The organism is Maricaulis sp. (assembly GCF_030149515.1).
Taxonomy (GTDB): Bacteria; Pseudomonadota; Alphaproteobacteria; order Caulobacterales; family Maricaulaceae; genus Maricaulis.
In genome coordinates, this window is the sequence record NZ_JASBRI010000020.1 from 20,597 (window position 1) to 38,802 (window position 18,206).

Genomic DNA, 18,206 nt, shown 5'->3' on the forward strand with positions numbered 1-18,206 from the left:
TCCCTCTCCGATTGATGGCCTGCCCGGAACCTGCGTTTCGGGCGAAAAACTTGTGTTGCGGAAGTGGTATCCGATCACGACGTGAGATAGAAGGCGGATCGCGCAGCACAAGCCCGGTCATGATTCTCGTTCAGCGGTACTTCTTCAACCAGTTGCTCTGGCCTCTCGTGACAGCGGTGGCCGCGTTTGCCGGGCTGGCCCTGCTGACCCAGTCGCTGTCGAATGTCGACCTGATCTCGGGCTATTCGGAAACCGCCTTCACCTTCTTCAAGGTCACGATGCTCGCGCTGCCGCACCTGACCGCTCTTCTGGTGCCGCTGGCTCTCTTCGTGGCGGTCCTTTCGACACTGAACCGGCTGACGGGAGACAGCGAGATCGTCATCGCCTCGGCCGCCGGAATGAGCCGGTACGGCCTGATTGCGCCGGTCATCCGGCTTGCCGTGTACGTGATGATCGTGAACCTGGCGATCAACCTGTTCGTCCAGCCCCTCGCCTATCGCGAAATGCGCCGCAGCCTGCACGAGTTGCGCTCGGACGTGGCGTCCAGCCTGATCACGCCCGGCGCTTTCAACCAGGTCGGCCCCGGCGTGACGATCTATGCCCGCGAACGGGACCGCGACGGCCGCATGCAGGATATCCTGATCAACGATACCCGCGCCGATGAACGCGCCACGTTTACGGCCCGCGAGGGCGTGGTGGTGCGCACCGGAACGCGTTCGGTCATGGTGCTGATCGACGGCAATCGCCAGGAGATCGATGAAGCCGGAGAATTGTTCTACGGCACGTTCGACCGTACCGAATTCGACCTGGGCGAATTCATCGGTCCCGTCGATGCCATGTTCTTCAAGGAAAGCGACCGCTTCCTGCACGAGCTGATCTGGCCGGACGCGGCGACCATCGCCCGCACGGGCGGACCGGAACGCGCCTGGGCCGAGGCGCATTACCGCCTCTCGGCGCCGCTCTACAATCTTGCCTTCGCCCTGATCGCAGCGGCCGCCTTCATGGCCGGCGACCATTCGCGCATGGGATATTCCAGGCGGGTCATGACCGCCGTGACCTTGGGCATGACCATGCGGCTGATCGGCTTCGCCATCCAGTCGGCCAGCGCCGACGACGCGGCGGTGAATGCCGGGCAGTATCTCGTCCCGCTGTCCGGAGTCATCGGCGCCCTGGCTGTGATCTACTGGCCTTCGCGGCGAAGACCGGGACGCGCGCTCCTGGCCCGGGAGCCGGCGGCATGACCGGCGGCCGGCTCAACCGTTATATGCTGTTCCAGACCTTGAGCGGGCTCGGTCTGGCGGCGCTGACGATCACCACGGTGATCGTGCTGGTCGACTTCGTCGAACAGTCCCGGGCAATCGGCACGCGCGTCGATGTGTCGACCTTCGACCTGCTGAGCCTGACGCTCCTGAAGACCCCCTCGCTTCTGGAGACCACGCTGCCCTTTATCTTCCTGTTCGGGATTCTCACCTCCCTGTTCCGGCTCAACCGGCGCAGCGAGCTGATCGTGATGCGCGCCTCGGGCATGTCGGCCTGGCGGATCCTGACAGCGCCGATGATTTTCGCGCTGCTCGCCGGAATTGTCGGGGCTACGGCGCTCAATCCGCTTGCCGCGGCCGGCAATGCCGAGTTCGAGCGCCGCCGCGACGCACTGATGAATGTCCGGCGGGCCATAGGGGTGGAACAGCCCGTCTGGCTGCGGGAAGCCACGACGGACGGCTTCACCGTGATCTCGGCGACGACCCTGGAAGAGAACCGGCAGGAATTGCGCAATCCGGTCTTTTACCAGTTTGCTGTCGACGATGCGGGAATTCCGAGGCTGGAACGCCGGATCGACGCGGCGGCGGCCACACTGGAAAACGGGTTCTGGCAAGTGACCGGAGCCATCGAGCGTTCGCCCGCCGCGCCGCGATTGCAGCTGGGCACCATTACCATGCCGACCCTCATCAATCGCCAGGCGCTTTTCGAGCGGGCCCGGTCGCCGGAGGGCGTCTCCTTCTGGGACCTGCCCGCGCTGATCGTGTCGGCGGACGAGGCCGGCCTGGCGACCCAGCGCTACGAACTGCGCTGGCACAGCTTGCTGGCGCTGCCCCTGACCTTGCTGGCGGCGACCCTCATCGCGGCGGCGGCAACACTGCGGCTGCACCGGCTCGGCGGCGCCGCGGCCTTCGCGCTTGCCGGCGGCCTGGCCGGTTTTGTCATGTTCTTCTTTCAGGAATTCCTGGGGTCGTTCGGCGCCACCGGCGCCCTCCCCCCCATCACGGCGGCATGGGCGGCTCCCGCGCTGACCGCACTCATCGCACTCACCTACATCGCCTCGACGGAAGACGGATGACGGCGTGGACGTCGGCGGCAGCTTCGGCTAGTCAGAATATGGCCGTTCGGCCGGGGGTCGGCACAAATGAGGGAGTGACGCGCATGGCGTCGCAGTTTCGCCGCTTAGCGGCCGCGTTGATGACTACGACGGCGCTTGCATTCGCCGGTCCCGCCCTCGGCCAGACCTCGCCCGGCAGCGAAGCCCCGGTCTATCTGGAAGCCGACCGCCTCGAAGACCTGTCGGACGGCGGCTATCTGGCCCGCGGCAATGTGCGCGTCCGCCAGCAGGGCCGAACGCTGATGGCGGACGAGCTGGAATACCATCCCGATATCGACCGGGTGATCGCCCGCGGCCATGTCGTCATCGTCGGCCAGGGGCCCTTCCCCCAATATGCCGACGAGGTCGAACTCGATTCCGAACTGGCATCCGGCGTGGCACTGGGTTTTGCGACCATGCTGGAAAATAATGGCCGCATGGCCGCAGCGGCGGCGATCCGTCACGAAAACGAGTCGATGACGCTGCGCGACGCCTATTATACCGCCTGCGAGCTCTGCGAGACGGGGGAGCGCGAACCGACCTGGCGCTTGCGGGCCCGGCAGGTCCACCAGGACGCCGAAGAGCAGATGGTCTACTATCGCGACGCCCGGCTGGAACTGGCCGGCGTTCCGGTCCTCTACTCGCCGGTGTTCGCTCATGCCGACCCGGCAGCGGAACGTCATTCAGGGTTCCTCTTTCCCAAGCTGGGCCTCTCCTCGCGGCTCGGCTTCGTCTATCAGCAACCCTATTACTGGGTGGTCTCGCCGTATCAGGACCTTGTTGTCGCGCCGCGCTACATGGGCAATGTCAATCCGCTGCTCTACGGCGAATACCGCAAGCGTTTCTGGTCAGGCTATGTCGAGTTCGACGGCAGCATCACGCGCGAGCGCGAGATCGACAGCGACGGGGAACTGTTCGGAGATCGCGAATGGCGCTGGCACATTTTCGGCGGAGGCCAGTTCCAGATCGCCGAGGACTGGCGTTGGGGTTTCGGTATCCAGCGGGTGCGCCATGACGATAACCTCTATTTGCGCCGCTATGATTTCTCCGAACGCAACAAGGATCACGGCCAGCCCATCGAAGCGGTAAACCGCCAGCTGGTCAGCCAGTTGTATCTCGAGAACCGGTCCCGCAACCGGTATGGATCCATCCTCGCAGCTTCCTACCAGGACCTGCGCCGGGGCTTCGACAACGACACCCTGCCGGAGATCGCGCCGCAGATCGACATCCGCCAGGTCATCACGGCACCCGACAATTGGGGCCGGGTCGTTCTGAGCGGGAATGCCGTGCATTTCACACGCACAGAGGGCACCGATTACACGCGCGGCAGTGCCACTGCGGACTGGCGCACCCGCTGGACCGCACCGGCCGGCGTGGTGGTGGAGCCCTTTGCCTACGCACAACTGGATCACTATGACCTCGCCGACCTCCCGGTGCCGGCGGGCGAACCGGATACGGACAGTTTTTCACGCGCCCTGGGGCTGGTCGGCACCGAGATAAGCTGGCCCTTCTACCGGCCGGGCGAGACGGTCGACTGGATCGTCGAACCCGTCGTTTCGCTTGTCGCCGCCTCGGACGATCCCGAAGCCAACCGCCTGATCAACGAGGACAGCCAGACCCTCGATCTTGACGAAAGTCTTCTCTTCGAGCCCGTGCGTGCGGCCGGATACGATCTGTGGGAGGAAGGCCTGCGCGTGAATTACGGCCTGCAGGCAAGCGCCTTCTGGGGGGATACGGGCCGTATCCGCGGTTTTCTGGGGCGCAGCGAGCGGCTCGACGGCGATCCCGTTTTCCAGGCCACAAGCGGCTTGCTGGAGGACCGGTCGGACTATGTCGTCGCCGGCGAAATCGCGATCGACGGTTTCTCCGCGGAATTGCAGACACGGCTCGATACGGTCGATTACGACGTCAATACCCTGCAATTCGAGACCCGCTACACCAGCGACCGCGTCAATGTCATGCTGGGCTATCTCGATGTCAGCGACGAAGCCGCCACTCGCGGACCGCAACGCGAATTGCGGGCCGATATCGGTATCGGTGTGACACGCAATTGGAGCCTGGTCGGACGCGTCACGCGCGATATCGACAGGGATTTGTCCCGCCGCCAGGAAACCGGCCTGATGTACCGGGACGAATGCACACAATTCGAAATCGTCTATCAGCGGGAAGATCTGGGAATTGACGATCTCGGCCCCTCGGAATCGATCCAGTTCCGCATTACACTTTTCACCCTGGGCAGCGTGGATCCAGACAGCTAACGGTGTCGCGTCATTGCGCCCGTTCCGAGTTTGAGTAATGTTCCGCGCCGAACCGAAATGCGATTGCTTATGACCTGCGCCAAAAATCTCGTCATTGCCCTGTTTGCCGTGCTGGCGGTCGCTGGCCTGCCCGCAGCCCACGCCCAGTCGACCGAGGGGGTGGCTGCGCTCGTCAATGACGAACCCATCACCACGGTGGATGTGCGCAACCGGATGCGGCTGATCATTGCCTCGACCGGCATGTCGCAGATCGACCAGGAGACCCTGGCGCGTATTCAGGACCAGGCGCTTCGAGGCCTGATCGACGAGCACCTGCAATTGCAGGCCGCACGGGAGTACGAGATCGAGGTTGAAGATTCCGAGATCACCAACTCGCTGCTCGACCTGGCCAACCGGAACAACACCACCATCGATGCCATCATTTCGGATCTGGAAAACTCCGGCGTCGATATCGCCACCTTGCGGCACCAGCTTGAAGCCGAGATTGCCTGGCAGATCCTGGTCAATGGCCGCTACGGTTCGCGGATCAGGATTTCCGATCAGCAGATCGAACTGGCCCTGGAACGTCTGGCAGCCAGCGCTTCCCAGCCGCAATACCGCATTTTCGAGATGTACTTCGAAGTGCCCGCGCCGGGTCAGGAACAGGCGACCGTCCAGCGCCTTATCGCGGTCATGAACCAGCTCCAGCAGGGGGCCGCCTTCCCCGAACTGGCGCGGCAATTCTCCGACGCTCCGTCGGCCGCGTCCGGCGGCGATATTGGCTGGATCGTGGCCTCGCAGCTGCAGCCCGAAGTCGCGGCGATCATGCCGCAGATGAGGCGCCAGTTCGAACAGACCGGCGGTCAGGGCGCGCTGTCCAATCCGGTGCAGGTGCCCGGCGGCTTCATGGTCATCGCCCTGGTCGGCGTTCGCGACGGCACGACCACGCTGCAGTATGACCTGAACCAGATTACCGTGCCGGCCAGCGCGATTGGCGAGAACACCCGCAGCCGGTTTGCACGCCTGATGGCCGAGGATCCGACCTGCGCCACCGCAGAAAGCGTCGCCAACCGCCTGGAAGGTGCCATACACACGCCGCTCGGCTCGATCGGCGCCGACGCCGTTCTGGCACAGATCCGCGAGGCGCTCGAACCGCTCGATGCCGGCGAAAATACGGGCGTCATCGAGAATGCGGGCGGAAGCCTCACCGCACTGATCGTCTGCGACCGGGCCATTGCCGGTCCCGGTGTACCGACACGCGATCAGCTCGAGGCCGACCTGCGAGGCCAGCAATTGTCCCTGCAGTCGCGCCGCTGGCTGCGCGACCTGCGCCGGGATTCGACGATCGAGATTCGCGACTGATGAGACCGCCCTCACCCATCGTCGTGTCGATGGGTGATCCGGCCGGTATCGGCCCCGAGATCATCCTGAAAGCGTATCAGTCGCTACGCGGCGATGGCCTGCGGCTCGTTGCCCTCGGCGATCATCGCGTGTTTTCCGATATGGCCGGCCGGCTGGGTCTGCCCGCGCCGACCCGCGCGGCACAGTTTTCCGGCCTTCCCGGCGAAACCGCGGCGCTGCCCGTCCTGGAACCTCCCGTCGTGTGTTCCCGCGCTGTCGAACCGGGCCGGCCGGACGCGGCGCATGCCGGGGCCGTCAAGTCGGCGATCGAAACCGGCGTTTCGCTCTGCCGCGACGGCCGGGCGTCTGCCCTGGTCACGGCTCCGATCTCCAAGGCGGTGATGTACGAGGCCGGTTTCGACTTTCCGGGCCATACCGAATTCCTGGCCGATTTGACGGCGGACATGCCGGTTTCCGGTCCAAGGGGACCCGCCATGATGCTGTCGGGCGGCGGATTGCGGGTTGTCCTGGTCACCATCCATCTGGCCCTGCGCAATGCGATCGAGGCCCTGAGCCCGGACCGCATCGCCACGACAGCGCGATTGACCGACCATGCCTTGCGCCAGGATTTCGGTATCGCCGCGCCGCGCCTGGCCCTGGCCGGTCTCAACCCGCATGCGGGCGAAGGCGGCGCCCTGGGCGAGGAGGAACGGCGCATCGTCAATCCGGCTGCCGCCGGCCTGCGCACCGAAGGCATCGACATTACCGATGCGCTGCCGCCCGATACAATGTTCCACGCAGAAGCCCGTACCCATTACGACGCGGCGGTCTGCCTCTATCACGACCAGGGCCTGATCCCCGTGAAGACGCTCGATTTCGACGGCGGAGTGAACATCACCCTCGGCCTGCCCATCGTGCGCACATCGCCCGATCACGGCACCGCCTTCCCGATCGCCGGTCAGGGCAAGGCCCGGCCGGACAGCCTGATTGCCGCCATCCGCGAAGCCGCGGCAATTGCGGAGCGGCGCGGATGAGCCTCGACGACCTGCCGCCCCTGCGCGAGGTAATCGCGCAGCACGGGCTGGGCGCCAACAAGGCCTTTGGCCAGCATTTCCTGCTCGACCTCAACCTCACCGGAAAGATCGCCCGTCTGGCGGGCGATATGAGCCAGACCCACGCCATCGAGATCGGCCCCGGACCGGGCGGTCTGACCCGGGCCATCCTGGCTGCCGGGGCGAAGACGCTGACAGTCGTGGAGAAGGATTCGCGCTTTCTGGGGGCCCTCGGCGATATCGGCACGGCCAGTGGCGGCCGCCTCCATGTCGAACAGGCCGATGCGATGCAGGTCGACGAGGTGGCATGCCTCCCCGCCGGGGGCGACAAGGTCATTCTCTCCAACCTGCCCTACAATGTCGGCACGCTGCTGCTGATCAAATGGCTGGAAGCCGAACCGGTCTGGTGGTCGCGAGCCGTATTGATGTTCCAGCGCGAGGTCGCCGACCGGGTCGTCGCCTCGCCCGGCAGCAAGGCCTATGGCCGGCTTGCGGTGATCGCCCAGTCGCGCTGCACGGTCCGGATGGGTCTCAAAGTTCCGGCCCGCGCCTTCACGCCACCGCCCAAGATCGACAGTGCGGTCGTGGTACTCGATCCGCTGCCGGCCGGAACACGGTTCGAGGATGTGGCGGCGCTGGGCGTTGTCACCGCCTCCGCCTTCGGCCAGCGCCGCAAGACGCTGCGCCGCAGCCTGGCCCAGGCGGCCGGGCAGACCGGCGCAGGCGCCGAGGACCTCATCGCCGAAGCGGGGCTCGATGCCGGCGCCAGGGCGGAAACAGTGGATGTGCCGGGCTTCCAGCGTCTGGCCCGCGCCTGGCGCGCGGCGCGTGCTACTGGCCCATGATGGCGCCGACGAAATCGTCGAGCCAGGGATGGCGCGTCCGCTTGAGCCGTTCGGCATGGAGAATCTGGTTCAGCTTTTCCAGAGCACGGGCGAAATCGTCATTGACGATGACATAGTCGTATTCGTGCCAGTGGGAGATCTCGTCCTTGGCCCGGGCCATGCGGCTCTTGATGATTTCCGGCGAATCCTGGCCCCGCTTGCGCAGGCGGTCCTCCAGAAGCGCCAGCGAAGGAGGAAGGATGAACACCCGAACCGTGTCCTCCGGCGCCTGTTCGGCCAGGGTCTGGGCCCCCTGCCAGTCGATGTCGAAGACCACATCGCGGCCTTCCTCCACCGCTTCCATGACCGGTGTCTTGGGCGTGCCGTAGAAGCGGCCGAACACCTCGGCCCATTCGAAGAAATACCCGTCCTCGATCCTGGCCTTGAAGTCCTCGACCGACATGAAGTGGTAGTCCTGTCCGTCGACCTCGCCCGGACGTGCCTTGCGCGTGGTCGCGGAGACCGACAGGACGACATCGGGATTCTGGCTCAGGAGCCGTTTGGACAGCGTCGTCTTGCCGGCTCCGGACGGGCTCGACAGGGCGAGCAATACCCCGCGGCGGCGGCCGCGAAAGATCGGTCCGGTATGGCCGTCACTCGACATTCTGCACCTGCTCCCTGAACTGGTCGATCGTGTTCTTGAGCTCAAGACCGATCTGGGTAAGGGAAGAATCGGAAGACTTCGAGCATAGTGTGTTCGCTTCGCGATTAAACTCCTGACACAGAAAGTCGAGCTTGCGGCCGACAGGCGAGCCCGCCGCGATCAGCTCGCGCGCCGAGGCGACATGGGCCGTCAGCCGCTCGATCTCCTCGCGCACGTCCATCTTCACCGCCATTGCGGCGGCTTCCTGGGTGAGCCGGTCTTCCGGCAGGTCTCCGGCCAGGAGGTCGGCGAATTTCGCGGCGATCCGGTCACGTATGGTATCGATGCGGGCCGCTGCACTGCCGGCCGCCTGGCGGGTCAGGTCCTCGATCGTGCCGACATGCCCGCGCAGCACAGGTTCCACTGCGGCCCCCTCGTCGCGCCGGGCGGCCCGGAGCGCGTCGAATGTTTTCGCCAGGCCATCCACGATCGCTTCGTCAAGGCCCGCTTCGGCCGGCTCGGCCTCCTCGCCGCCGAGCACGCCCGGCACCTGCAGCAAACCCTCGAATGCGGGTGGTTGAACGCGGCCGGATTCGACATAGGGCCGGCTCGCCTCGAGCAAGGCATCGAGCCGTGCCGTATCGATGCTCAAGCCGCTGTGGCCGGCATCCCGCCGCAGATTCAGGCTGGACTGGATATTGCCGCGCACGAAGCGCGCCTTGGCCAGTTCTCGGGCCCTGATCTCCAGCCGGTCATAGCCGGAAGGGAAGCGGAACCGCGCTTCCAGCCCCTTGCCGTTGACACTGCGCGTCTCCCAGACCCAGCGCCATTCGCCGTGCACACCCTCGCAGCGCGCAAAACCGGTCATTCCGGACAGAGCCGCCATCAGCGCCCGTCCCGGCGCTGGCGCTCGATACGGCGCCATCGGGCCACGTTGCGCTGGTGCTCGGCATAGGTCTCGGCGAAAACGTGTCCGCCAGTCCCGTCGGCGACGAAGAAGAGCGCATCGCTGTCGGCCGGATTGAGCACTGCCGCGATCGACTCGCGCCCCGGATTGGCGATCGGCGTGGGCGGCAGGCGCGGGATCTGATAGGTGTTCCAGGCGTTCTGCGCATTGTCGATTTCCGACCGGCGCAGGCCGCGGCCCAGCGGTTCGCCCCGGCTGATGCCGTAGATGATGGTGGGATCGCTTTCCAGGCGCATGCCCCGGCGCAACCGGTTGACGAACACGGCCGCCACTTCCGGCCGTTCCGACGCCACGCCCGTTTCCTTCTCGACGACCGACGCGAGGACGATCGCCTCTTCGCGGGTCTCGAAGGGCAGGTCCTCGGCCCGGCTGGGCCAGAGCCGGTCGAGCAATTCGTCCTGGGCGGCCGCCATGCGGTCGATGACCTCCTGGCGCGGAGTGCCGCGGGTCACCAGATAGGTTTCCGGCAGCAGCGTGCCTTCCGCCGGCACCTCGGCGATCTCGCCGGTAAGCACCTCGGTCTCGTTCAGCGTGGCGACAATCATCGCGCTCGTCAGGCCTTCTGCGAACGTAACGGAATGCTGAACGGTCTGGCCCGTGCGCAGCAATTCGTAGATCCGGGCCATGGAGGCGCCGGCCGGGATCTCGTACTCGCCCGCCTGCAGGGCCCGGTCTCCATTGTCCAGGGTGACGGCAATGCGGAAGATGCGGCGGTCGCCGATAACCCCCTCCTCCTCCAATTGCCGGGCAATGCGGATCAGACCGGCCCCGCGGGGCAGGAGCACAACGGTATCCTCGGCCGAGGGGCCGGGCGCCTCGAACCGGGCTTCCAGCCACTTGTAGCCGCCATACGCCGCACCCAGCGCACCAACCGCCAGCACGGCCAGGACAAGCACCAATCCAATCAGAAACTTCGCCAGCCCGTCTTTCCCGGGCTTCGGCGCGGACGCCTCACTCATTTCCGGCTTCCCCGACTTTCCGTCACTCTGCCGCGACGAATACCACGGAGGCATTGGTGCCGCCGAATCCAAACGAGTTCGACAATGCCGCCCGCACCGGCTTCTTCACCGCCGCCCTGGGCGCCAGGTTGATGGCCGTTTCGACGGAGGGATTGTCAAGATTGAGCGTGGGCGGACAGATGCCGTCGCGGATGGCCAGGACCGAGAAGATCGCCTCGACGGCGCCTGCGGCTCCCAGGAGATGTCCGATCGCCGATTTGGTCGAGGACATGACGAGCCCCCCGGCACAGTCACCGAAGAGACGCTCGACGGCGCGCAGCTCGATTTCGTCGCCCAGCGGCGTCGACGTGCCGTGGGCATTCACATAGTCGATATCGCCCGGCGTCATGCCCGCGCTTTTCAGCGCCGCCGACATGGAGCGGAAACCGCCATCGCCGTCCTCGGCCGGGGCGGTGATGTGATAGGCATCGCCGGACAGGCCGTAGCCCTTGACCTCGGCGTAGATATTCGCCCCCCGGGCCCTGGCGTGTTCGTACTCTTCCAGCACGACCACGCCGGCCCCCTCGCCCATGACAAACCCGTCGCGGTCCCTGTCATAGGGACGCGACGCCGCGGCGGGCGTGTCGTTGAAGCCGGTCGAGAGCGCCTTGCAGGCAATGAAACCCGCCACGCCCAGGCGGCACACGGTGGCTTCGGCGCCACCGGCCACCATCACGTCTGCATCGCCATGCGCGACCAGCCGGGCCGCATCGCCGATGGCGTGGGCACCGGTGGAACAGGCCGTCACCACGGCATGGTTGGGACCTTTGAGGCCGTGACGGATCGACACCTGGCCGGAGACCAGATTGATCAGCATGGCCGGAATGACAAAGGGGGAGAGACGCCGCGGCCCCTTCTCGTGCAGATCGACCGAGGCATTGTAGGTCGTTTCCAGACCGCCAATGCCCGATCCGATCATGACGCCGGTTCTGTACCTGTCCTCGTCGGAGGCCGGGGTCCAGCCGCTGTCGGCAATCGCCTCGTCGGCGGCCGCGATACCGTAGAGAATGAAATCATCCACCCGGCGCCGGTCACGCGCGCTCAACACGCTGTCGGGGTCGAACACCCCCGCATCGCCTTCGCGCCCGCCGCCGCGGCCGTCACTGCGTGGCACGAGACCGGCGATCCGGCACGCCAGATCCGCGGTCTCGAAATGCTCGATCGGTCCCAGCCCGGAATGACCGGCGAGAAGACGTTCCCAAACGACTTCCCGCCCGCAACCCAGCGGCGTTACAAGGCCGATACCCGTGACGACAACGCGACGCATGAAGGGGTCGTTAGCCCACCTTCTCGGAGATGAACTTCACGGCGTCACCGACCGTCTGGATGTGTTCGGCGGCATCGTCCGGGATTTCGATGTCGAACTCTTCTTCGAACGCCATCACGAGCTCGACATTGTCCAGGCTGTCCGCGCCCAGATCGTCGATAAAGCTCGCATTCTCGGTAACCTTTTCGGCTTCGACATCGAGATGCTCGACAACAATTTTCTTAACGCGCTCGAGAACGTCAGACATTTCAGACCCTCATTGTGAATCACCGCGGAACTATAGCGGTGCAGGACAGGACGGAAAGGGCCTATGACAAGGCCATTCCCAGGATGCGCGGGCACCTAGCACAGTTCAAAGCACGAGGCCAGAATGTGAAGCCGTGGCCGCAAACTCGATATTCTCTGTTTAAATCATCGCCATACCGCCATTGACGTGCAAGGTCTGGCCGGTGACGTAGTGGGCTTCTGCACTGGCGAGATAGACCACGGCGGCGGCGATGTCATCGCCGGAACCGAGATCGCCCGCGGGAATCTTGTTCAGGATGGCGGCTTTCTGGTCGTCCGTCAGCACATCGGTCATCGGCGAGGCGATGAATCCCGGCGCGACGCAATTGACGGTGACACCGCGCGCCGCGACTTCCTGGGCGAGGGATTTGGAAAACCCGATCATGCCGGCCTTGGAGGCGCAGTAATTGGCCTGCCCCGGATTGCCGGTCACGCCGACAACCGAAGTAATGCCGACAATCCGGCCCCAGCGGGCCTTCATCATGCCGCGCAGGGCCGCACGGGACAGGCGGAAATAGCTGTCCAGATTGATGCGCAGCACCTGGTCCCAATCCTCGTCCTTCATCCGCATCAGGAGCTGGTCCCTCGTGATGCCGGCATTGGCCACCAGGATATCCAGCGAGCCCATGGCCTCGGCGGCCTGTTTCGGCAGCGCGTCGACGGCTTCGGCATCCGAGAGATTGCACGGCAGGACATGGGCACGTTCGCCCAGATCGCTTGCAAGATCCTGCAGGACGTTTTCACGCGTGCCCGACAGCGCCACCGTGGCGCCCCGGGCATGCAGCTTGCGCGCAATCGCATTGCCCAGCCCGCCGGTCGCACCGGTCACGAGCGCATTCTTGCCGGAAAGATCGAACATCAGACGTTCTCCTTGAGCGCGGCCGCAAAGGCTTCCAGGTCGGCAGCGGTATTGAGGGCGACGCCGGTGGCGTCCTTGGTTGTGCGCTTGAGCATGGTGGTGAGTACCTTGCCGGAACCGGCCTCGGCCAGTGTACCGATACCCGCCTCCTCGACCATCCATATCACGCTCTCGCGCCAGCGCACGCGGCCCGTAACCTGTTCGACAAGCTGTTTGCGAATGGTCTCGACGTCGTCCGTCGGGCGTGCGGTGACATTGGCCACGACCGGCACGGACGGTGCGTTGATCGCCGCCGCGGCCAGGGCTTCGGCCATGGCGTCGGCAGCCGGCTGCATCATCTCGCAATGAAACGGCGCGGACACCGGCAGCAGCATGGCTTTCTTCAGGCCCAGATCGTTCGCCGTGGCAATCGCGGCCTCGACCGCCGGCTTGGCACCGGAAATCACGATCTGGCCCGGCGCATTGTCATTGGCGATCTGGCACGGGCCGAGATGCATTCCGCTGGCGACGGCCTTGGCAGCCAGTTCCTCGTCCGCGCCCAGAAGGGCCGCCATGGCCCCGGCCCCCACAGGCACGGCCTTCTGCATGGCCCGGCCGCGGAGCTTGAGAAGTTTCGCCGCGTCGGAAACCGAAAGCGCACCGGCAGCGGCCAGTGCCGAATATTCACCCAGACTGTGACCGGCGACAAACTTCGCCGCGGTGACGTCTACGTCAAACTCGCTCTTGAGGACCGCCATAACTGCGAGACTGGCCGCCATCAGGGCGGGCTGTGCATTCTCGGTCAGCGTCAGATCCTCGATCGGCCCCTCGGCCATCAAAGCGGACAGGTTCTGGCCCAACGCCGCATCGACCTCGTCAAGCACGGCTTTCGCGCTGGCGAAATCGTTGGCCAGATCCTGACCCATACCGACGGCCTGGCTGCCCTGGCCGGGAAAGACAAAGGCGAGTTTCATCGAATATTCCTCCCCCGTTGTTCGAGTTGTCCGCTCGATAGCCCCTGAAAGACGGGCAGCGCAAGGGCGCTTGCGGCTTGCACTGCCCACGCATTTCAGCTATGGGCCGCGCTTCGCTTGGTTGCGGTCCCTTCCCGCTAGCGTTCGTGCATGGTGTACGGGCCGGGAGAAGGGAGCCACCGCGGGCCTGCCCGACCCTTCGGCAAGGTCTGCGCCGCAACCGTATATGAAGGGAGCCATTGATGGCACTTTACGAGCATATCTTCATCGCGCGTCCGGACATTTCCCCGGCGCAGATGGAATCTCTCATCGAAGAGACCAAGACCCTGATCGAAGAGAAGGGCGGCAAGACCGGCAAGACCGAATACTGGGGCCTGCGCAATCTTGCCTATCGCATCAACAAGTCCCGCAAGGGCCATTACGGCCTCATCGACATCGACGCTCCGGCGGATGTCATGGCTGAACTGGACCGAATCCAGCGCCTGTCCGAAGACGTGATCCGCCACATGACGATCCGCGTCGACGAGCACCACGAGGAACCGTCCGCGATCCTGTCCAAGAAGGACGATCGCCGCGGTCCCCGCCGCGAGCGCAACTAGAAAGGACTTACGCGATGTCTTCTGGAAACATCTCCAACCTGCCGGCGCGCCGTCCGTTCATGCGCCGCCGCAAGGTCTGCCCGTTCTCCGGCGAAAACGCGCCGAAGATCGATTACAAGGACCCCAAACTGCTGCTCCGCTACATGTCCGAGCGCGGCAAGATCGTTCCGTCCCGCATCACCGCGGTCTCGGCCAAGAAGCAGCGTGAACTGGCCCGGGCGATCAAGCGTGCCCGCCAGCTGGCCCTGCTGCCGTATGTGGTCGATTGAGGGAGGACTGACAGATGAAACTGGTTCTCCTGGAACGCGTTGAAAACCTGGGTGTCATGGGCGATGTCGTCTCCGTGCGCCCGGGCTATGCCCGTAATTTCCTGCTGCCGCAGGAAAAGGCGCTGCGCGCCACCGAAGCCAATCTCGCCCGTTTCGAAGCCGAACGCGAAGCGCTGGAAAAGCGTAACGCCGAACGCGCTGCCGAAGCGGCCAAGGCCGGCGAAACGATCGATGGCGAAAGCTATGTCATGATCCGCCAGGCCGGTGAGAGCGGTCAGCTCTACGGTTCCGTCACCTCGCGCGATATCGCCGATATCGTGTCGCAGTCCGGTACCGCGGTGGCCCGCTCGCAGGTCGTGCTGAACGCGCCGATCAAGACGCTGGGCGTGCACGATGTCCGCATCAAGCTGCATGCCGACGTCTCGGTGACGGTGACGATCAATGTCGCCCGTTCCGAAGACGAAGCCGAGCGCCAGGCCGCCGGTGAAGACGTGATCGCGGCCCAGGCCGACGAAGATCGCGCGATCGCCGAAGCCCAGGCTGCAGCCCTGTTCGAAGCCAGCGAGGAAGGCCAGGAACTGGCCGCCCAGCAGGCTGCAGCAGCGGAAGCCGCCGAAGGCGAAACCGAAGCGGAAACGGAAGAGACCGGACAGTAGTCACGGGCTTCCCATCCCAGACCATCGAAGAGGGCGGGCCGGTTTCGGCCCGCCCTTTTTGTGTCCGTCCACGGTAAAAAGTTTACCCAGCGCACCGTGGAAAACTAACCTGCTGATATCCTTAAGTGGCCAATTCCTGCCAAGCCCCCGCAACCTCTTGTAGCGGCGGGCACTGCCGGACTTGTCCACATATCAACAGGCGCTGTGCAGATGGCGGGAATCGACTGATAGTGGCCGGATTCGGGAGTGGCCTTGGCAGCGGCTGCCCGCTATTGAACCGCTCTTCGCCTCCTTCGGGGTGAGGACCAGGGGACAATCGGAATGACCACCGCGCTGCAGCCGTTCATCGAGGACGACGCCCAAATAACCGATGCCGATACGGCCCCCCACAATCTGGAGGCCGAACAGGCCTTCCTGGGTGCTCTCCTGTACGACAACGAGATGTACCACCGGGTCGCGGACTGGCTGAAACCCGGACATTTCTACGACCCCGTCCATGGCCGCATCTTCGAGACCGCCGCCGATCTGATCGGCAGGGGCTCGCTGGCCGATGCCGTAGTCCTGAAGACCCAGTTCGACCGCGATGACGGGCTCAAGGAAATCGGCGGCACGACCTATCTCGCCGTTCTGATGGAAGGTGCGGTGACGGGCAATGCGGCCGTCGAATACGCCAAGATCATCTACGAACTGGCCCTGCGCCGCGAACTGATCCGGATCGGCAACGATCTGGCCAATGCGGCCAGCGCCGACGCCGAGATCGAGGCGCGCGCCCTCATCCAGGACATCGAACAGCAGCTCTATAATCTCGCCGAGGAAGGCTCGTCCTCGCGCGGCTTCGTCAGCTTCAAGCAGGCGCTGACGGAATCGGTGGAGACGGCCGCTGCAGCCTATGAGCGCGATGGCGGCCTGGCCGGCATTTCCTCCGGCCTGGCCGAGCTGGACCGCAAGCTGGGCGGGCTCCACCCGTCCGACCTCATCATCCTCGCCGGCCGGCCCTCGATGGGCAAAACCTCGCTGGCGACCAATATCGCCTTCAACGTGGCCAAGGCCTATCAGTACGAGGACCAGCCGGACGGTTCACGCAAGACCGTTCGCGGCGGCATCGTCGGATTCTATTCGCTGGAAATGTCCGCCGAACAGCTCGCCACCCGCCTGATCGCCGATCACACATCCATCCCCGGCTACATGATCCGCCAGGGCACGATCGACGAGGCCCAGTACGGCGAGATCCGCGACGGGGTGCTGGAGATCCAGAGCCTGCCGCTTTATATCGACGACACCGGCGGCCTGCCGATCTCGGCACTGGCCGCCCGGGCCCGGCGCCTGAAACGGACGCACGGACTGGACCTGATCGTGGTCGACTACCTGCAGCTGGTAACCGCTTCGCGGACCCGTGCCGGCGCCAGCCGGGTGGAAGAGGTCTCGGAAGTGACCCAGCACCTAAAGGCGCTGGCCAAGGAACTCAACGTGCCGGTGATTGCCCTGTCGCAGCTGTCGCGCCAGGTGGAGAACCGCGACGACAAGAAGCCCCAGCTCTCGGACCTGCGCGAATCCGGCTCGATCGAGCAGGACGCTGACGTTGTGATGTTCGTTTACCGCGAAGCCTATTACAAGGAACGGGAGAAGCCGCGCGAGGACACGCCGGAATATCTCGCCTGGGAAGAAGAGTTCCGCCGAATTGAGAAAGTCGCTGAGGTCATTATCGGGAAGCAGCGTCACGGCCCGATCGGATCGGCTAAGCTCGCCTTTGACGGCATGCTGACCAAGTTCACCGATCTCGAGACCCGGTATGACGACGATCCGCACTGAACCCCGCGCCGAACCCGCACCGCGCCTGATCATCGATCTGGCGACCATACAGAACAATTACTCCAGGCTACGCGACCTCGCCCCGGCCGCCGATGCGGGCGCAGTGGTGAAGGCGAACGGCTATGGTCTGGGCGCGGCCGAGATCGTGCCGGCCCTGGCCGATGCCGGCTGCCGGACCTTCTATGTCGCCCACACGTCCGAAGCCCGCGAAGCGCGCGACGCGCTGGCCGGACGCGCGGCCGACATCTATGTCTTCAACGGGTTCTGGCCGTCCGAACTGCCGGCCCTGCGCAAGGCCGGCATTTTCCCGGTCATCAACGAGCTGGCGCAATTGGAACAGTTGCGCGAACTGGCGCCCGACCTGCCCTGCGCGATCCATTTCGATACCGGGATGAACCGGCTGGGCCTTGGCGCCGAGGAGACCGAGGCCCTGATTGCTGACCCGGCCCGGCTCGACGCCATCGATGTGCGGCAGATCATGAGCCATCTGGCCTGCGGCGACATGCCTGACCATCCGCTGAACGCCCGCCAGCGCGAACGCTTCACGCGTATCCGTGCGGCCTTCCCAGGCATTCCGGCCAGCCTGTCCAATTCGGCGGGCATCCTGTTGGGACCGGATTATCATTTCGACGTGCTGCGCCCCGGCCTCGCCCTGTTCGGCGGCGTTCCCGCGCCGGGCCATCCCTCGCCCTTCGAACCGGCCGTCACCATCGACGCCCCCATCCTGCAGATCCGCACCCTGCGCCCCGGCGACACGATCGGCTATGGCGCAACCTATACCGCCGGCGAAGCGCGCCGGGTTGCCACCGTTGCGGCCGGCTATGCCGACGGCCTGCTGCGCGCGTTCGGCAATGGCGGCTATGGCCGGATCGGGGAGACTCGCGTACCCATTCTCGGACGGGTGTCGATGGACCTGATCGGCGTCGACGTCACCGAAGCCGGCCCCGTGGCACCGGGCGATCCGGTCTGTTTCCTGGGCGGCGATATCGAGGACATGGCCGACAGCGCCGCGACCATTTCGTACGAATTCCTGGTGCGGCTGGGTCTGCGTTTCCACCGCATCTACAAACCGGCCGCCAAGCGGCGCTGACAAC

18 protein-coding genes are annotated in these 18,206 nt (G+C 65.1%); 11 read left to right on the forward strand and 7 right to left on the reverse strand.

Features of this window, described 5'->3' with window-relative positions; all coding sequences use genetic code 11:
- Positions 1-119 precede the first annotated feature (119 nt).
- The 6 genes from Q1U94_RS08055 to rsmA all read left to right on the forward strand — a co-directional run bounded on the left by Q1U94_RS08055 (position 120) and on the right by rsmA (position 7,828).
- Complete coding sequence (locus tag Q1U94_RS08055; protein ID WP_300543236.1) at positions 120-1,241, forward strand: LptF/LptG family permease; 1,122 nt, start codon at positions 120-122, stop codon at positions 1,239-1,241.
- Positions 1,238-2,335: an LptF/LptG family permease gene (locus Q1U94_RS08060; protein WP_300543237.1), complete on the forward strand. Its 1,098-nt coding sequence runs from the start codon at positions 1,238-1,240 to the stop codon at positions 2,333-2,335. The genes Q1U94_RS08055 and Q1U94_RS08060 overlap by 4 nt, the downstream gene beginning before the upstream one ends.
- An 83-nt stretch (positions 2,336-2,418) precedes the next feature.
- Positions 2,419-4,611 (forward strand): LPS assembly protein LptD, encoded by a 2,193-nt coding sequence (gene lptD, locus Q1U94_RS08065; protein WP_300543239.1) that lies wholly within the window; start codon positions 2,419-2,421, stop codon positions 4,609-4,611.
- A 69-nt stretch (positions 4,612-4,680) separates the two neighbouring features.
- Positions 4,681-5,952, forward strand: coding sequence for a peptidylprolyl isomerase (locus tag Q1U94_RS08070; RefSeq protein WP_300543240.1), 1,272 nt, complete (start codon positions 4,681-4,683; stop codon positions 5,950-5,952).
- On the forward strand, positions 5,952-6,965 hold the full coding sequence (gene pdxA / locus Q1U94_RS08075) for a 4-hydroxythreonine-4-phosphate dehydrogenase PdxA (protein WP_300543241.1): 1,014 nt from the start codon (positions 5,952-5,954) through the stop codon (positions 6,963-6,965). Before Q1U94_RS08070 ends, pdxA begins: the two co-directional genes overlap by 1 nt.
- The gene (rsmA, locus tag Q1U94_RS08080; protein WP_300543242.1) at positions 6,962-7,828 is read left to right on the forward strand and encodes a 16S rRNA (adenine(1518)-N(6)/adenine(1519)-N(6))-dimethyltransferase RsmA; all 867 of its coding nucleotides are present in this window, start codon (positions 6,962-6,964) and stop codon (positions 7,826-7,828) included. Before pdxA ends, rsmA begins: the two co-directional genes overlap by 4 nt.
- Here the strand turns inward: rsmA and gmk are convergent.
- The 7 genes from gmk to fabD all read right to left on the reverse strand — a co-directional run bounded on the left by gmk (position 7,815) and on the right by fabD (position 13,779).
- The gene (gene gmk / locus Q1U94_RS08085; RefSeq protein WP_300543243.1) at positions 7,815-8,471 is read right to left on the reverse strand and encodes a guanylate kinase; all 657 of its coding nucleotides are present in this window, start codon (positions 8,469-8,471) and stop codon (positions 7,815-7,817) included. The genes rsmA and gmk overlap by 14 nt on opposite strands.
- Positions 8,461-9,336, reverse strand: a complete 876-nt coding sequence (locus Q1U94_RS08090) for a YicC/YloC family endoribonuclease (protein ID WP_300543244.1) — start codon at positions 9,334-9,336, stop codon at positions 8,461-8,463. Before Q1U94_RS08090 ends, gmk begins: the two co-directional genes overlap by 11 nt.
- Positions 9,336-10,376 carry an endolytic transglycosylase MltG gene (gene mltG / locus Q1U94_RS08095; protein ID WP_300543245.1) on the reverse strand — a complete coding sequence of 347 codons (1,041 nt, stop codon included), beginning with the start codon at positions 10,374-10,376 and terminating at the stop codon, positions 9,336-9,338. The genes Q1U94_RS08090 and mltG overlap by 1 nt, the downstream gene beginning before the upstream one ends.
- A gap of 22 nt (positions 10,377-10,398) precedes the next feature.
- Entirely contained in the window at positions 10,399-11,682 is a 1,284-nt protein-coding gene (gene fabF, locus Q1U94_RS08100) for a beta-ketoacyl-ACP synthase II (RefSeq protein WP_300543246.1), read from the reverse strand.
- Positions 11,683-11,692: 10 nt separating this feature from the next.
- Positions 11,693-11,929, reverse strand: coding sequence for an acyl carrier protein (locus tag Q1U94_RS08105; protein WP_271187710.1), 237 nt, complete (start codon positions 11,927-11,929; stop codon positions 11,693-11,695).
- 159 nt (positions 11,930-12,088) lie between these two features.
- On the reverse strand, positions 12,089-12,826 hold the full coding sequence (fabG, locus tag Q1U94_RS08110; protein ID WP_300543248.1) for a 3-oxoacyl-[acyl-carrier-protein] reductase: 738 nt from the start codon (positions 12,824-12,826) through the stop codon (positions 12,089-12,091).
- On the reverse strand, positions 12,826-13,779 hold the full coding sequence (gene fabD / locus Q1U94_RS08115) for an ACP S-malonyltransferase (protein WP_300543249.1): 954 nt from the start codon (positions 13,777-13,779) through the stop codon (positions 12,826-12,828). The genes fabG and fabD overlap by 1 nt, the downstream gene beginning before the upstream one ends.
- Before the next feature lie 242 nt (positions 13,780-14,021).
- Here fabD and rpsF point away from each other — a divergent pair, with 242 nt between their 5' ends.
- From rpsF to alr, 5 genes are all read left to right on the forward strand, one after another.
- Positions 14,022-14,378, forward strand: a complete 357-nt coding sequence (gene rpsF, locus Q1U94_RS08120; RefSeq protein ID WP_300543250.1) for a 30S ribosomal protein S6 — start codon at positions 14,022-14,024, stop codon at positions 14,376-14,378.
- A 14-nt stretch (positions 14,379-14,392) separates the two neighbouring features.
- Positions 14,393-14,647, forward strand: a complete 255-nt coding sequence (gene rpsR, locus Q1U94_RS08125; protein WP_138510340.1) for a 30S ribosomal protein S18 — start codon at positions 14,393-14,395, stop codon at positions 14,645-14,647.
- Positions 14,648-14,661: 14 nt separating this feature from the next.
- Positions 14,662-15,303 (forward strand): 50S ribosomal protein L9, encoded by a 642-nt coding sequence (rplI, locus tag Q1U94_RS08130; protein ID WP_300543252.1) that lies wholly within the window; start codon positions 14,662-14,664, stop codon positions 15,301-15,303.
- Between the two features lie 321 nt (positions 15,304-15,624).
- Positions 15,625-17,112 carry a replicative DNA helicase gene (locus Q1U94_RS08135; protein ID WP_300543254.1) on the forward strand — a complete coding sequence of 496 codons (1,488 nt, stop codon included), beginning with the start codon at positions 15,625-15,627 and terminating at the stop codon, positions 17,110-17,112.
- Positions 17,093-18,202, forward strand: a complete 1,110-nt coding sequence (gene alr, locus Q1U94_RS08140; RefSeq protein WP_300543255.1) for an alanine racemase — start codon at positions 17,093-17,095, stop codon at positions 18,200-18,202. The genes Q1U94_RS08135 and alr overlap by 20 nt, the downstream gene beginning before the upstream one ends.
- Positions 18,203-18,206: the final 4 nt, after the last annotated feature.

Bases quoted from the DNA above. Each gene is read 5' to 3' on its own strand.
- Q1U94_RS08055 (WP_300543236.1), top strand. From the start codon at position 120: ATGATTCTCGTTCAGCGGTACTTCTTCAACCAGTTGCTCTGGCCTCTC.
- Q1U94_RS08060 (WP_300543237.1), top strand. From the start codon at position 1,238: ATGACCGGCGGCCGGCTCAACCGTTATATGCTGTTCCAGACCTTGAGC.
- lptD (WP_300543239.1), top strand. From the start codon at position 2,419: ATGGCGTCGCAGTTTCGCCGCTTAGCGGCCGCGTTGATGACTACGACG.
- Q1U94_RS08070 (WP_300543240.1), top strand. From the start codon at position 4,681: ATGACCTGCGCCAAAAATCTCGTCATTGCCCTGTTTGCCGTGCTGGCG.
- pdxA (WP_300543241.1), top strand. From the start codon at position 5,952: ATGAGACCGCCCTCACCCATCGTCGTGTCGATGGGTGATCCGGCCGGT.
- rsmA (WP_300543242.1), top strand. From the start codon at position 6,962: ATGAGCCTCGACGACCTGCCGCCCCTGCGCGAGGTAATCGCGCAGCAC.
- gmk (WP_300543243.1), bottom strand. From the start codon at position 8,471: ATGTCGAGTGACGGCCATACCGGACCGATCTTTCGCGGCCGCCGCCGC.
- Q1U94_RS08090 (WP_300543244.1), bottom strand. From the start codon at position 9,336: ATGGCGGCTCTGTCCGGAATGACCGGTTTTGCGCGCTGCGAGGGTGTG.
- mltG (WP_300543245.1), bottom strand. From the start codon at position 10,376: ATGAGTGAGGCGTCCGCGCCGAAGCCCGGGAAAGACGGGCTGGCGAAG.
- fabF (WP_300543246.1), bottom strand. From the start codon at position 11,682: ATGCGTCGCGTTGTCGTCACGGGTATCGGCCTTGTAACGCCGCTGGGT.
- Q1U94_RS08105 (WP_271187710.1), bottom strand. From the start codon at position 11,929: ATGTCTGACGTTCTCGAGCGCGTTAAGAAAATTGTTGTCGAGCATCTC.
- fabG (WP_300543248.1), bottom strand. From the start codon at position 12,826: ATGTTCGATCTTTCCGGCAAGAATGCGCTCGTGACCGGTGCGACCGGC.
- fabD (WP_300543249.1), bottom strand. From the start codon at position 13,779: ATGAAACTCGCCTTTGTCTTTCCCGGCCAGGGCAGCCAGGCCGTCGGT.
- rpsF (WP_300543250.1), top strand. From the start codon at position 14,022: ATGGCACTTTACGAGCATATCTTCATCGCGCGTCCGGACATTTCCCCG.
- rpsR (WP_138510340.1), top strand. From the start codon at position 14,393: ATGTCTTCTGGAAACATCTCCAACCTGCCGGCGCGCCGTCCGTTCATG.
- rplI (WP_300543252.1), top strand. From the start codon at position 14,662: ATGAAACTGGTTCTCCTGGAACGCGTTGAAAACCTGGGTGTCATGGGC.
- Q1U94_RS08135 (WP_300543254.1), top strand. From the start codon at position 15,625: ATGACCACCGCGCTGCAGCCGTTCATCGAGGACGACGCCCAAATAACC.
- alr (WP_300543255.1), top strand. From the start codon at position 17,093: ATGACGACGATCCGCACTGAACCCCGCGCCGAACCCGCACCGCGCCTG.